The organism is Streptomyces sp. NPDC051172 (assembly GCF_040682555.1).
In the GTDB taxonomy this organism is placed as follows: domain Bacteria; phylum Actinomycetota; class Actinomycetes; order Streptomycetales; family Streptomycetaceae; genus Streptomyces.
Genome location: NZ_JBFBBE010000005.1, coordinates 103,808 through 117,356 on the forward strand (window position 1 = coordinate 103,808; position 13,549 = coordinate 117,356).

A 13,549-nucleotide genomic window follows, 5' to 3' on the forward strand; every position below is an offset into this window, starting at 1 on the left:
ATCGGATGCGTGCTGTTCGCAGGGGTAGACCGGGGGCCCGCGGGGAACTCATCGGTTCCCGGGAAATCTGCTCGTACGAATTTTCAGCGGGCCAGCGGCAGGGCCGCCAGCTCCGCCACGATCAGGGTCAGCGGGACGAACAGGGCGAGCAGTGCGCCCACCCGCAGGGCGGCGGCGCTGCGCAGCATCGTGACGGGGGCGCCGAGGCGCAGCAGGGCTGCCGTGGTGTCGGCCCGGGCGTGCTTGGCCTCCACGGCCGCGGTGAGCAGCGTGGCGACGGTGCAGCCGGAGACGAGGAGCGTGCCGAGGGTGGTGAGCGGCCCGAAGACGGGGGTGCTCGTCTCGTACAGGGCGACCATGGCATAGGTGCCGGAGGCGACCGCGCAGACGATGCCGAGGGGGCGGCCGATGCGGGTGGCCTCCTCCATGAGGACGCGACCGGACAGCAGCCGGAGGGCGCCGGGGCGCCCCGCCTGGAGGAGGCGGCCGCACAGATGGGCGAGGCCGGGGCCGGCGACGGCGAGGCCGAGGGCGGTGAGGACCCACCCGAGGAGGACCGCGGGGGCACCGGTGGCGAGGCCGCCGGGGAGTCGGGGTGCGGGGGTGGTCGACGCACGGGTGGCGTAGGCCTGCACGGCCAGGCCCGCGGTGAGGACGGAGACGCCCCACGGAAGGCCCGCGGGGGTGCTGCCGGGCGCGGGAGGGAGGGGCGGGGAGAGGTCGGGGTTCGGCCGAGCACCGGTGGAGCCGTCGCCCGGGGGTGGTGCCGTGGGGGCGGGGTCGCTCGGCCGCGGCGGTGGGGTGCCGCCTGTCTTCGGCTCGGGAGCCGCCTCGGCGGTACGACCGGCCGTGGGCCGGGTACGGGAACGTGCGCCGAAGCGGCCGTACGTCCCGAAGGTCTCCCGTGCCACCGTCCGGCCGTATGCCCCGAAGCGTCCGTAGTGCCGTGCCACCGCCCGTGCCGCGGCCGGCCGCGCGTCCCGGGGGAGGAGGACCAGCGCCACCGTCGCCGACGCGATCGCCGGAACCACCGTCAGCAGCGTCAGGGCCGCGGGGACGGGCAGTGGCTGGTCGGCGGCGAGGAACGCCGAGGCCGCGCCGTCGAAGGGGGCGCCCGTGAGGTCGCCGCGGAGGTCGAGGAAGACGAGCAGGGCCAGCAGCGAGCCGAGCGTGCACGACAGGGCCGTCGTCATGGCCGACACGGCCATCAGGCGGAACGGGCCGAGACCGATGGCCGAGAGGCCGCCGCGGGGTTTCGTGGCCGGGTCGGTGCGGGCCACCGCCACCGCGAAGTGCACGGTGGCGGCCAGCGGGGTCAGACACCAGGCGAGACGGAGCGCCGAGCCGCCGGGGTTCTGCGGATGGCTCATCGCGTAACCGAGGGCGCACAGCAGGAGGAAGCCCGTGCCGGCCGAGGCCACCGCCACCAGGAGGCGGCGCAGCTGTACGGCCGGGTGGGCGCCGCGGGTCAGACGGAGAGCGAGCACGGGGCCCGGCCTTCCGTCTCGGCCACCGGCGGCAGGTGGACCGTGTTCACGCAGCGGCCGTCCAGCAGCGCCAGCGTGCGGTCGGCGATGGCCGCGGTCTCCTGGTCGTGGGTGGCCACGACGACCGTGATGCCGTGCGAACGGGCCGCCGTGGTGAGCGTGCGCAGCACATGGGCGCGGTCGGCGCGGTGCAGGGGGGCCGTGGGCTCGTCGGCGAAGAGGACGGTGGGGCCCTGGGCGAGGGCCCGGGCGATCGACACGCGCTGCCGCTCGGCCTGCTTCATCTCGTGCGGGCGCCGGCGGGACAGGTCGCCGACGTCGAGGCGTTCGAGCCACTCCAGGGCGGCCGTCCGAGCGCGCTCGCGGCTGGTTCCGCGCAGCATCAGCGGGAGGGCGGCGTTCTCCCAGGCGTTCAGTTCGGGTACGAGCACGGGGGCCGGGTCGATCCAGCCGAAGCGGTCGCGGCGCAGCCGCTCCCGGGCCGGCTGGGCCATGGTGTGGACCGGCACGCTGTTGAACCAGACCTCGCCCCGCTGGGCCGTCACCAGGCCGGACAGACAGCGCAGCAGGGTCGTCTTCCCACTGCCGCGGGGGCCGCTGACGGCGAGGATCTCGCCCTCCCGGACACCGAACGAGACGCCGCTGAGCGCGGGCGAGCCGTCACTGTGCTGGAAATGCAGTGAGCGTGCCCAGAGCACGTCATTGTCCGGCGGGGCCTCCATGGGCGTACACCTCGGTTCGGATCTGTGGTTCCCGTGATCTTTGTTCCCCCGTGCGGGGGAACGAGGACAGGGCCGATCGGTTACCAGGCACGCTAAGGAGCGGCGGCGCCGACGCCGGACAGCACGCGGCCCGCGGTGCACCCTTCTCACTCGTACGGGTGCACCCCGGGCCGTATAAACGGCTGAACCGCCCGTGGCTACAGCTTCGTCCACGCCTCCGTCAGCGTGGCGCGCAGGATCTGCTCGATCTCGTCGAAGGTCTCCTGGTTGGAGATCAGCGGCGGGGCGAGCTGGATGACCGGGTCGCCGCGGTCGTCGGCACGGCAGTACAGGCCGTTGTCGAACAGGGCCTTGGAGAGGAAGCCGTACAGGACGCGCTCGGTCTCCTCGTCGTTGAAGGACTCCTTGGTGTGCTTGTCCTTCACCAGCTCGATGCCGTAGAAGAACCCGTTGCCGCGGACGTCACCGACGATCGGCAGGTCGTGCAGCTTCTGCAGGGTGGAGAGGAAGGCGCCCTCGTTGTCCAGCACGTGCTGGTTGAGGCCCTCGCGCTCGAAGAGGTCGAGGTTGGCCAGGCCGACCGCGGCGGAGACCGGGTGGCCGCCGAAGGTGTAGCCGTGCAGGAAGGTGTTGTCGCCCTTGTAGAACGGCTCGGCCAGGCGGTCGGAGACGATGCAGGCGCCGATCGGGGAGTAGCCCGAGGTCATGCCCTTGGCGCAGGTGATCATGTCCGGGACGTAGCCGAACTTGTCGCAGGCGAAGGTGGTGCCGAGGCGGCCGAAGGCGCAGATGACCTCGTCCGAGACCAGCAGCACGTCGTACTGGTCGCAGATCTCGCGCACGCGCTGGAAGTAGCCGGGCGGGGGCGGGAAGCAGCCGCCGGCGTTCTGCACGGGCTCCAGGAAGACCGCGGCGACCGTGTCCGGGCCCTCGAAGAGGATCTGCTGCTCGATCTGGTCGGCGGCCCAGCGACCGAAGGCCTCCGGGTCGTCGCCGAAGAGCGGCGCACGGTAGATGTTGGTGTTCGGGACCTTGTGCGCGCCCGGGACCAGCGGCTCGAAGGGGGCCTTCAGGGCCGGCAGGCCGGTGATCGACAGGGCGCCCTGCGGGGTGCCGTGGTAGGCGACCGCGCGGGAGATGACCTTGTACTTGGTGGGCTTGCCGACCAGCTTGAAGTACTGCTTGGCGAGCTTCCAGGCGGTCTCGACCGCCTCGCCGCCGCCGGTGGTGAAGAAGACCTTGTTCAGGTCGCCGGGAGCCTCGTCGGCGAGACGCTCGGCCAGCTCCACGGCCTTCGGGTGGGCGTAGGACCACACCGGGAAGAACGCCAGCTCCTGCGCCTGCTTGAAGGCGGTCTCGGCGAGCTCGGTGCGGCCGTGACCGGCCTGGACCACGAACAGGCCCGCGAGACCGTCGAGGTAGCGCTTGCCCTTGTCGTCGTAGATGTAGGTGCCCTCGCCGCGCACGATCGTCGGGACGGGGGAGTTCTCGTACGAGGACATGCGGGTGAAGTGCATCCACAGGTGGTCGTACGCGGTCTTGCTGAGGTCCTTCTGGCTCACGGTTATCGGGTTCCCCACATGTAGGTCTGCTTCTTCAGCTTCAGGTAGACGAAGCTTTCGGTGGAGCGCACGCCGGGCAGTGCCCGGATGCGTTTGTTGATGACGTCCAGCAGGTGGTCGTCGTCCTCGCAGACGATCTCGGCGAGGATGTCGAACGAGCCCGCGGTCATCACCACGTACTCGACTTCCGACATGTCGGTCAGCGCTTCGGCGATCTTCTCCACGTCGCCCTCGACGTTGACGCCGACCATCGCCTGCCGTCGGAAGCCCACGGTGAGCGGGTCCGTGACGGCGACGATCTGCATCACGCCCTGGTCGAGCAGCTTCTGGACGCGCTGGCGCACGGCTGCCTCGGACAGGCCCACGGCCTTGCCGATCGCCGCGTACGGCCGACGGCCGTCTTCCTGGAGCTGCTCGATGATGGCGAGGGAGACGGCATCCAGATGGGGAGTGCCGTTCCTGGGCTCGCGGGACGAGTCCCTTTGCTCTGCGCTTCGACTGGCCACGACCTCACTGTGCACGACGTCTCGACGGTTCCGCAAGGGTGAACCGATGAAATTCGTTGTTTACGTCACTGAGACCTGCGGATTTCGCAGTCCTGATGCGACTGGGGGTGTTGAAAACGTGGGTGCGCGGATTAGGGTGGTGTCTCAGTCATTGGACAGCCGCAAACGGATCAGATCTGACAGGAGGCCGGCAGTGAGCACCGAGCTGCGTCGTCTGCGCAACTACATCAACGGTGAGTTCCGGGACGCCGCCGACGGACGGACCACCGAGGTGGTCAACCCCGCGACGGGCGAGGCGTACGCAACCGCGCCGCTGTCCGGCCAGGCGGATGTGGACGCCGCGATGGCGGCCGCCGCCGCGGCCTTCCCGGAGTGGCGCGACAAGACGCCCGCCGAGCGCCAGAAGGCCCTGCTGAAGATCGCGGACGCGTTCGAGGAGCGGGCCGAGGAGCTCATCGCGGCCGAGGTGGAGAACACCGGCAAGCCGATCGGGCTCACGCGGTCCGAGGAGATCCCGCCGATGGTCGACCAGATCCGCTTCTTCGCGGGTGCGGCCCGGATGCTGGAGGGCCGGTCGGCCGGTGAGTACATGGACGGGATGACGTCCATCATCCGCCGCGAGCCGGTCGGCGTCTGTGCGCAGGTCGCGCCGTGGAACTACCCGATGATGATGGCCGTGTGGAAGTTCGCCCCGGCGATCGCGGCGGGCAACACGGTCGTGCTGAAGCCGTCGGACACCACTCCGGCGTCCACGGTCCTGATGGCCGACATCATCGGGTCGATCCTGCCCAAGGGCGTCTTCAACGTCATCACCGGCGACCGTGACACCGGCCGGCTGATGGTCGAGCACCCGACCCCGGCGATGGCCTCCATCACCGGCTCGGTGCGGGCGGGCATGTCGGTCGCCGAGTCGGCGTCCAAGGACCTCAAGCGGGTCCACCTGGAGCTGGGCGGCAAGGCGCCGGTCGTCGTCTTCGAGGACACCGACATCGCCAAGGCCGTGGAGGACATCTCCGTCGCGGGCTTCTTCAACGCCGGCCAGGACTGTACGGCGGCCACCCGCGTCCTCGTCCAGGAGGGCATCCACGACGAGTTCGTGGCCGCACTCGCCAAGGCGGCCGCCGAGACGAAGACCGGGCAGCCGGACGACGAGGACGTGCTGTTCGGCCCGCTCAACAACCCCAACCAACTCAAGCAGGTGGCCGGCTTCATCGAGCGGCTGCCCGCGCACGCCAAGGTCGAGGCCGGCGGTCACCAGGTCGGCGAGAAGGGCTACTTCTACGCTCCCACCGTGGTGTCCGGGCTGAAGCAGGACGACGAGATCATCCAGAAGGAGGTCTTCGGTCCCGTCATCACCGTCCAGTCCTTCACGGACGAGGACCAGGCCGTGGAGTGGGCCAACGGCGTCGAGTACGCGCTCGCCTCGTCGGTGTGGACCAAGGACCACGGCCGTGCGATGCGGATGTCGAAGAAGCTGGACTTCGGCTGCGTGTGGATCAACACGCACATCCCGCTGGTCGCGGAGATGCCGCACGGCGGGTTCAAGAAGTCCGGCTACGGCAAGGACCTGTCGGGCTACGGGTTCGAGGACTACACGCGGATCAAGCACGTGATGACCTCGCTGGACGCCTAGTCCCCACGAGGTGGCACGCGGCCCCGGACGGTCAAGTACCGTCCGGGGCCGCGCCGTTCGACAGGGTGTCCGCCCGGTGCGGGCGTACTCGACGCTGCGTCGATTGTCGGCGTACAGGCGTGAGAGGCATGCTGCGCCCATGCCCCTCACGCCGAACACCCCCTTCCCCTCCCGTCGGTCCCTGCTGTGCGCGCTGGGTGGTGGTGCGGTGCTCGGCGGTCTGGCCGGCTGCGGGGTGCCCGCCGCGTATGTGCGGCCCGGCGAGCGTGCCGTCGCCGATCTGTCCGCCAGTGACAGGCGGCTGACCTGGGCGAACTGGCCGCTGTACATCGACACCGACGACCACAACCCGAACCGGCGGCCCACGCTGGAGGCCTTCGAGAAACGCACGGGGATCTCCGTCGAGTACACCGAGGAGATCAACGACAACGACGAGTTCTTCGGCAAGATCAGCCCCGCCCTGATGAACCACCAGCGGACCGGCCGCGATCTGATCGTCATGAGCGACTGGATGTGCGCGCGGTTCGTGCGGCTCGGATGGGTCCAGGAGATGGACCGGGCCGGGCAGCCGAACGTGGCCAAGTACCTCGACCCGCAGCTGCGTTCGCCCGCGTTCGACCCGGGCCGCCGATACTCGGTGCCGTGGCAGTCGGGCATCACCGGCATCGCGTACGACCACCGCAGGCTCGGCCGCGAGATCCGCCATGTCTCGGACCTGTGGGCGGGCGACCTCAAGGGGCGGGTGACCCTGCTGTCCGGCCTGGACGAGGCGTTCGCGCTGCTGATGCAGGGCAACGGCGTCGACATCACCAGGTGGACGGCGGCCGACTTCCACAAGGTCTGCGACCAGGTCGAGAAGTACGTCGCGCAGGGCCACATCCGCCGCTTCACCGGCAACGACTACACCAAGGACCTGGTCAGCGGCGACGTACTGGCCTGCCAGGCGTACTCCGGCGACGTCATCCAGCTGCAGGCGGACAACCCGCACATCCGCTTCGTCGTCCCCGAGGAGGGCGCGGAGCTGTGGGCCGACTCCCTGATGATCCCGGACCGTGCGGCGCACAAGAGGAACGCCGAGCGGCTCGTCGACCACTACTACGCGCCCGAGGTCGCCGCCGAACTCGCCGCCTGGGTGAACTACGTCTGCCCCGTCCCCGCCGCCCAGGACGTCCTCGCGGCCGCCAAGGACAAGGACACCGCGGCCCTCGCCGAGAACCCGCTGATCTTCCCGGACGCCGAGATGCGCAAACGGCTCGTGATCGCCCGGGACATCACGTCGACGGAGCGGGTGGACTTGGCGAAGAGGTGGAACAAGATCGTGGGGTTGTGAGGCGCGGGGCGGGCAGCGGCGCCGCCCGAATCAGGCGGGCAGCGTCCGGATGGCGGCGATGTCGAACTGGAGGCGCACCTTCTCGCTCACCATGGCGCCGCCCTCCGCCAGCTTCTGGCTGTACGTCAGGCCCCATTCGGAACGGTTGATGGTGGTCGTGCCGTCGAAGCCCACCCGCTCGTCGCCGAACGCGTCGACGACGTGCCCGATGTAGGTGAGCTCCAGGTCGACGGGGCGGGTGGTGTTCTTGATGGTGAGCTCGCCGTTCATGCGGTAGACGTCGGGGTCCACGAGCTGCACCGTCGTACTGACGAAGCGCATCCGTGGATGGTTCGCCGCATCCAGGAAGTCACGGCCGATCAGATGCGCGTCGCGTTGTTCCACGCCGGTGTCGACGGACGCGGTGGACAGGACGATCTCGGCGCGCGAGCGGGAGGGGTCGCGGCCGTCGAAGTAGAGCCGGCTCTGGTACTCGGTGAATGCCCCGCGCACGGTGGTCACCATGGCATGGCGGACGGAGAAACCGATACGGCTGTGCGCCGGGTCGATCACCCACTCTCCGGTCAGCGCCGCGAGAACGGGGTCCGGACGGTTCGCTGTGGGGGCGAACGCCGGGGGCCCGAGGGGGCGTTGCGGGGCGGTGGCGGTGGGGGGAGCCGGGCGGCGCAGAGACGCAGCACGGGTGAAAAGGTTCATGATTCACGTACCTACGTCATGACAAGAACGGCCGCAAGCCACCTTCAAGACCCGCGCACACGGTCGTCACCAATTCCCCGATCAATGGCCGGATCCCGCCCCCCGAGCGGCTTTGCCGTCTCTTTACAACCCACCCCTCCGCTGCCTCGTCTCTCCGCTCGATCAGTCACACAGTCCGCCGGTCGACCACCGGGCGGACCGACGAAAGAGAGCGATTCATGCGCCGAACCGGCCTCAGTGCCATGGCACTTGCGTGCACCGCCGTGCTGGCGGGCGCGGTGCCCGCGTTCGCCGACGGGGCGAAGACGAGCCCGAGTCCCGTCCCCAGCGCCACCCAGGCACCCACCTCTCCTCCCAGTGCCCGTCCCAGCGCCAGCACCGCCCCGAGTGCCGTGCCGAGTGCGGCTCCGACCCGGGCGCCGTCCTCCGGTCAGGTCTCCGTCGTGCCGAGCGGCGCGCCGAACACCGGTGTGGTGCCGCCTGCTTCGGACTCCTCGGACACGGGTGCCCTGATCGGTGGGGGCGCCGCCGCGGCGTTCGTCCTCGGTGGCGGGGCCGTCTTCCTCGTACGCCGCCGGCAGGCGAACGGGGCATGAGTCCACGCTCCGTGCGTGCCCTCGCCGCCATGGCACTGGCCGCACTGCTCGTCGCCTGCGGCGGCCCCGGCGCCACCACCGGCAGCGCCACGGGCACGCCGTCCGCCTCCGCGCCGCCCCCGGCCAAGTCCGCCGAGAAGGTGTCCGAGGTGGGGCGATCCATCCCGGTCGGGCTCCGGATACCGGCCATCGGGGTCGACACCCCGGTGATGAAGCTGGGCCTGGCAGCGGACGGCAGCGTGCAGGTGCCGCCGATCGCGGCGCACGACCGGGCGGGCTGGTACGAGCATTCGCCGACGCCGGGCCAGACCGGACCGTCGGTGATCCTCGGTCATGTCACGGTCGGCGCCTACGGGGACGGAGTCTTCCGGCGCCTGGGGGAGTTGCACCGGGGCGAGAAGATCGTGACGCGCCTGGAGAACGGCACGGCTGCGGTGTTCGCCGTGACCGACGTCCGCACGGTGTCCAAGGCCCACTTCCCGTCGGACGAGGTCTACGGGAACGTGAACCGGCCGGAGCTGCGCCTCATCACCTGCGGCGGCGAGCGGACCGGTGACGGCTACCTCGACAACGTGATCGTCTTCGCGGCGCTGAGCTCCGCCGGCCCCTGACCCGGCCACCCGGACCACGGGCCGGCGGAACGTACGCCGTCGGCCCGGGGTCTTCCTCCACAAGCGCCCCTACGAGTGCCCCCACGACCCTGGAGAACGTTGAAACGGTCCCGTGAGAAGGCCGCGTCCGAGCTGTTCGCCGCCCTCTATCCGCGTCTCGCCGGCTGGTGCCGCCGGCTGGTCGACGACGACGAGACGGCCCATGAGATCGCCTCCGAGGCGTTCACCCGGCTCTGGGCCCGCTGGACGTCCGTCGCGGAACCGCGCGGCTTCCTCTACGTCACCGCGGCCAACCTCGTCCGGGACCACTGGCGCAAGCTGGAGCGCGAACGCAGAGCCGTGCGCCGGGCGACCACGGAGGCCGCGGTGGCCCCGCACCCCGAACAGACGGACCCCTCGGTACGGCTGCTCGTGCAGTCCCTCCCGGAACGACTGCGCGTCCCGATCCTGCTGCACTACTACGCTGACATGCCGATCCGGGAGGTGTCCGTGCTGACCGGACGCAAGGAAGGAACCGTCAAGGCCGACCTCCACACGGCCCGCGAACTGCTCCGCGCCCACCTGAGGAGAAGCCTTGATCACACACTCTGACGAGGGCCCGGACTTCGACCCCGAGGACCCGCTCACCGTCCTCCTGCGGCCCCCCGCCGAATATCTCGGCGCACCCCCCGGCCGGTACGAGGAGATCCGCCGCGGCGCATCCCGCCGCCGTCTCCTGCGCGCGGCCGCCGGAGCGGCCCTGACCTGCGGTGTCGCCGCTCTCGTAGCGCTGCCCCTGCATCTGACCGCCTCCGAAGGCCCGGCCTCCCCGGTGGTCCCTCTCGCCCCGCCGCCCGCGAGCAGCCCCTCGACGCTGCCGCCGTCGACGAAGGCCCCCGCCCCGCTCACGCCCGCTCCCAGCGCCAGCCCCTCCATGGTCCCCAGCCGCCCGCCGGCCCCCCGAACCACCCAACCGTCGGCAAGCTCCGTGCCGACGGTCGCGCGGTCGGCCCGTACCGGAGGTGCCATCCCCTCCAGCAGGTGAGAGAAACCAGTTTTGAACACGTTCAATAGCGGGCGTACGCTGCTGCCATGAGCGACAGAGCCGCCCTGTTGAAGGGCATCCGCGCCTGGCTGGTCTTCTTCGCCGTCTGCCTGGTGCTCAGCGGCGCCACGGCCTTCCCGCTGGTCCACGAACTGCGCTGGACCGAGGAGCTGCTGAGGTCGCTGTCCGTTCCGGACCACGTCCCCGCCCTCATGGACTGGATCGAGCGCGTCCGGCACGGACTCGACACCGCCGACGCCGACTACCCCTTCCTGCTCTACGGCACGGACTGGCTCGCCTTCGCCCACCTCGTCATCGCGGTCGCCTTCTACGGCCCCTACCGCGACCCGGTCCGCAACATCTGGGTCGTCGAGTTCGCGATGATCGCCTGCGCCGGGATCGTCCCGCTCGCCCTGGTCTGCGGGCCGCTCCGGGGGATCCCCTTCTGGTGGTCGGTGATCGACATGTCGTTCGGGGTCCTCGGGGTGATCCCGCTGTACGTCGTACGGAAGAAGATCAAGCAGCTGGAGACACTCACCGGCCCGAACACCGCCCCGGCGCTCGCTGCTTGAGTGCCGGGGGTGCGTCCGCCCGGATGCCGGGTTCATCGGCGTCGAGCCGGCCCGGAATCGGGCATCCGCCGCCCGCCCGCTCGCCGGATCGTGTACGTCCGCGCTGCCGCACCACCTGCTCCCGGGGTCAACGGCGTTGAGGAGAGCGTCGGCGGCGTCCGCGTCCGGTGTCCGGCGGTTGTGGCGTGCAGGGCTCCGGAGTCGGGCCGGACAGGCCACGGGCGGAGACGGGGGCCGACCGTCGGCCGAGCCGGGCGAAAAAGTGTTATCCGGCCCGTCTCCACCGCGTCTCCTCTCGCGTCCCGCATTCCCCTCACACCCGGGAGCCCCCACATGCCCCGCCCGCACCCGGCGCACCCTGTGATCCCCGACATAGCCACCACCCCCGGTACGGCTGAGAAGGTGCGGTCCAACGGCACATGACCCGGGAGAGGACGTACGTGGACGAGAGGGCCGGGCATCGGTGGCGCCCCACCATCGCGGCAGCACAGGCCGGTGACCGGCAGGCGTTGGACGAGCTCGTCGCGGGCTGGCTGCCGCTGGTCTACAACGTCGTCGGGCGTGCCCTGAACGGCCATGCCGACGTCGACGACGTCGTCCAGGAGACCATGCTGCGCGCCGTCGACAACCTCGGCTCGCTCCGTGACCCGGACAGCTTCCGGTCCTGGCTGATGGCCATCGCCATGCGGCAGATACGGGACCGGGCGCGCCGCAGGTCCCCTCGGCAGCTGGACGAGGGCGCCGCCCGGGAGGCCACCGACTTCGCCGAACTCACCGTGCTGCGGCTCCAGTTGGAGGGCCAGCGGCGCGAGGTGGCGGAGGCGGTGCGCTGGCTGGACGACGAGGACCGGCAGCTGCTGTCGCTGTGGTGGCTGGAGGTCGCGGGCGAGCTGACCCGGCGGGAGCTGGCCGCGGCCGTCGGTATCAGCCGGCAGCACGCCGCCGTACGCGTCCAGCGCATGAAGGAGCGCCTGGAGACCTCCCGCGGCATCGTGCGTGCGCTCGACGGAGCATGCCCGCAGTTGCGGGAGCTGACCGGCCGCTGGGACGGGCGGCCCGACTCGGTCTGGCGCAAGCGACTGGCCCGGCACATCAGGGGCTGCGCCTACTGCGGCGACGCCCGCGAGTCGGTCGTACCGGCGGAGCGGCTCCTCGTCGGCATCGCGCTCGTGCCGGTCCCGGTCGGCTTCACACTCTCCCTGGTCTTCGGCGGCAAGACGACCGTGGCCGCCGGCTCGGTCGGCTGGTCCGCCAAGGTGCTCGGCGTCCTGACCAAGCCCGCCGTCGCCGTGACGGCGAGCGCGACCATCGTCGCCGGCGGCGCCTACGTCGTCGCCCAGACCCCGCACACCCCGCCCCCGCGCGCCGCCTCCGGTACCCCCACCGCGTCGAGCACCCGCCGCCCGCCGCCCCCGTCCGCCCCGCCCACGCCCTCCCCGTCCCCTTCGGTGACGAAGACGAAGGAGAAGACCGAGCTGTACGGCAGCGTCGTCGACGCCGTCGACAAGGCGCCCGCCCCGGACACCCGGCCCGCCGTCCTCCCGCACCGGCCCGCGTCCGGCATCACCAGCACCGGCGGAGCGCACGCCACCATGACCCACCGCGGCGACAGCGTGACGCTCACCGGCCAGGGCTATGTCCTGGTCCGCTGGCAGCTCGAACCGCAGTACCGGCCCGGCGGCCTGGTTCCGCCGACCTGGACCGGTCTGAAGGGCAGGCTCTTCCATGTGGCCTCGGGCGGCGGCCGCCGTATGGACGACCGCGTCAGCAGCACCGACCCCACGGCCACCGGCATGGGCAGCAAGGCGACCGGCTTCGACGTCCTGCCGTCCGGCACCCAGCAGATGTGGCAGAACGAGTACTTCTACGTCGACGGCCGCGTCACCCTCACCCTGAACGAACGCGGCGCCGACTACAACCTGAACGTCTTCCCGACCACCTGGGACGCCGTCGAGAAGGACATCACCACCGGCCCCGCCCAGGGCGCGATCCGCTACGGCCTGGTCCGCGACACCGGCAAGGACGACACCCCGGTTCCGCAGTACGTCACCCGCGCGACCCCGTCCGACCCCGCGACGGTGGCCCAGCGCTCACGGGTCTAGCCGGTCAGCCGCCGCCCCGCAGGGCGCACAGGACGTCGACGCGGTTGGTCGTGATCGAGTCGACGCCGAGGTCGATGAGGCGGCGCATGGAACGGCGGGTGTCCGGGGTCCAGACGGACAGCAGATACCCGTCGTGGTGCACCCGGGCGGCCAGGTCGCGGTCCACCAGGGAGAAGCGGTAGTTGAGCCAGCGCGGCTTCACCGCCGCGAGCAGCGCGGGGCGCGGCGGCGCCAGGCTGGTGCAGGTCAGGGCGATCTCGGCGGACGTGTCGGCGGCGCGGACGGCGAGCATCGCGGTGGCGTCGGCGGTGTAGTAGACGCGGTCGGCCGCCCCCGCCTCCCGTGCGGCGTCCACGATGCGGCGTGCCGCCCGCACGTCCCGCAGCCCCGGCAGGTCCAGCATCAGCCGGGTGCCGGCGGTGGCGGCCAGCGCCTCGGTGAGCGTCGGCACCCCGCCGTCCGTGAGACCGCGCACCTCGGCCGCCGACAGCGAGCGGAGCGGCCGCTCGTGCTCCCACAGCCGTTTCAGCGTCTCGTCGTGCAGCAGCACGGGGACGCCGTCCTTGGTGAGCCGTACGTCGATCTCGACCGCGTCCGCGCCCTGCCGGAGCGCGGAACGCAGCGAGTCGATCGTGTTCTCGCGGACGCGGTAGGGGTCGCCGCGATGGGCCACGGCGGTCACGTTCTGCATGGCCCCATTGTGGAGGT

General features: G+C 71.2%; 14 protein-coding genes. 8 read left to right on the top strand and 6 right to left on the bottom strand.

The window, feature by feature from the left end; all coding sequences use genetic code 11:
• Window positions 1-83: 83 nt before the first annotated feature.
• From AB0N07_RS04545 to AB0N07_RS04560, 4 genes are all read right to left on the bottom strand, one after another.
• Complete coding sequence (locus AB0N07_RS04545) at window positions 84-1,487, bottom strand: hypothetical protein (protein WP_365831984.1); 1,404 nt, start codon at window positions 1,485-1,487, stop codon at window positions 84-86.
• Entirely contained in the window at window positions 1,469-2,209 is a 741-nt protein-coding gene (locus tag AB0N07_RS04550; RefSeq protein ID WP_365831986.1) for an ATP-binding cassette domain-containing protein, read from the bottom strand. The genes AB0N07_RS04545 and AB0N07_RS04550 overlap by 19 nt, the downstream gene beginning before the upstream one ends.
• A gap of 197 nt (window positions 2,210-2,406) precedes the next feature.
• Complete coding sequence (locus tag AB0N07_RS04555; protein WP_365831988.1) at window positions 2,407-3,789, bottom strand: aspartate aminotransferase family protein; 1,383 nt, start codon at window positions 3,787-3,789, stop codon at window positions 2,407-2,409.
• On the bottom strand, window positions 3,774-4,292 hold the full coding sequence (locus tag AB0N07_RS04560) for an Lrp/AsnC family transcriptional regulator (RefSeq protein ID WP_365831990.1): 519 nt from the start codon (window positions 4,290-4,292) through the stop codon (window positions 3,774-3,776). Before AB0N07_RS04560 ends, AB0N07_RS04555 begins: the two co-directional genes overlap by 16 nt.
• A 178-nt stretch (window positions 4,293-4,470) precedes the next feature.
• Here AB0N07_RS04560 and AB0N07_RS04565 point away from each other — a divergent pair, with 178 nt between their 5' ends.
• A complete protein-coding gene (locus tag AB0N07_RS04565) occupies window positions 4,471-5,910 on the top strand; it encodes a gamma-aminobutyraldehyde dehydrogenase (protein ID WP_365831992.1) in 1,440 nt (479 codons plus the stop codon).
• Window positions 5,911-6,049: 139 nt separating this feature from the next.
• Complete coding sequence (locus AB0N07_RS04570) at window positions 6,050-7,240, top strand: spermidine/putrescine ABC transporter substrate-binding protein (RefSeq protein WP_365831994.1); 1,191 nt, start codon at window positions 6,050-6,052, stop codon at window positions 7,238-7,240.
• 30 nt (window positions 7,241-7,270) lie between these two features.
• Here AB0N07_RS04570 and AB0N07_RS04575 read toward each other — a convergent pair whose 3' ends face one another.
• The gene (locus AB0N07_RS04575; RefSeq protein WP_365831996.1) at window positions 7,271-7,936 is read right to left on the bottom strand and encodes a YceI family protein; all 666 of its coding nucleotides are present in this window, start codon (window positions 7,934-7,936) and stop codon (window positions 7,271-7,273) included.
• Window positions 7,937-8,154: 218 nt separating this feature from the next.
• On the opposite strand from AB0N07_RS04575, the gene AB0N07_RS04580 reads away from it, so the two are divergent.
• The 6 genes from AB0N07_RS04580 (at window position 8,155) to AB0N07_RS04605 (ending at window position 12,841) form a co-directional block, all read left to right on the top strand.
• Window positions 8,155-8,532, top strand: coding sequence for a sortase-dependent protein (locus AB0N07_RS04580; protein WP_365831998.1), 378 nt, complete (start codon window positions 8,155-8,157; stop codon window positions 8,530-8,532).
• A complete protein-coding gene (locus AB0N07_RS04585; RefSeq protein ID WP_365832000.1) occupies window positions 8,529-9,143 on the top strand; it encodes a class F sortase in 615 nt (204 codons plus the stop codon). The genes AB0N07_RS04580 and AB0N07_RS04585 overlap by 4 nt, the downstream gene beginning before the upstream one ends.
• A 99-nt stretch (window positions 9,144-9,242) precedes the next feature.
• A complete protein-coding gene (locus AB0N07_RS04590) occupies window positions 9,243-9,734 on the top strand; it encodes an RNA polymerase sigma factor (protein ID WP_115905582.1) in 492 nt (163 codons plus the stop codon).
• Window positions 9,718-10,167 carry a hypothetical protein gene (locus AB0N07_RS04595; protein ID WP_365832002.1) on the top strand — a complete coding sequence of 150 codons (450 nt, stop codon included), beginning with the start codon at window positions 9,718-9,720 and terminating at the stop codon, window positions 10,165-10,167. Before AB0N07_RS04590 ends, AB0N07_RS04595 begins: the two co-directional genes overlap by 17 nt.
• 47 nt (window positions 10,168-10,214) lie before the next feature.
• Entirely contained in the window at window positions 10,215-10,739 is a 525-nt protein-coding gene (locus tag AB0N07_RS04600) for a hypothetical protein (protein WP_365832004.1), read from the top strand.
• 419 nt (window positions 10,740-11,158) lie between these two features.
• Complete coding sequence (locus AB0N07_RS04605; RefSeq protein ID WP_365832006.1) at window positions 11,159-12,841, top strand: sigma-70 family RNA polymerase sigma factor; 1,683 nt, start codon at window positions 11,159-11,161, stop codon at window positions 12,839-12,841.
• 4 nt (window positions 12,842-12,845) lie between these two features.
• On the opposite strand, the gene AB0N07_RS04610 is transcribed toward AB0N07_RS04605, so the two are convergent.
• Window positions 12,846-13,532 carry a glycerophosphodiester phosphodiesterase gene (locus AB0N07_RS04610; protein WP_365832008.1) on the bottom strand — a complete coding sequence of 229 codons (687 nt, stop codon included), beginning with the start codon at window positions 13,530-13,532 and terminating at the stop codon, window positions 12,846-12,848.
• Window positions 13,533-13,549: the final 17 nt, after the last annotated feature.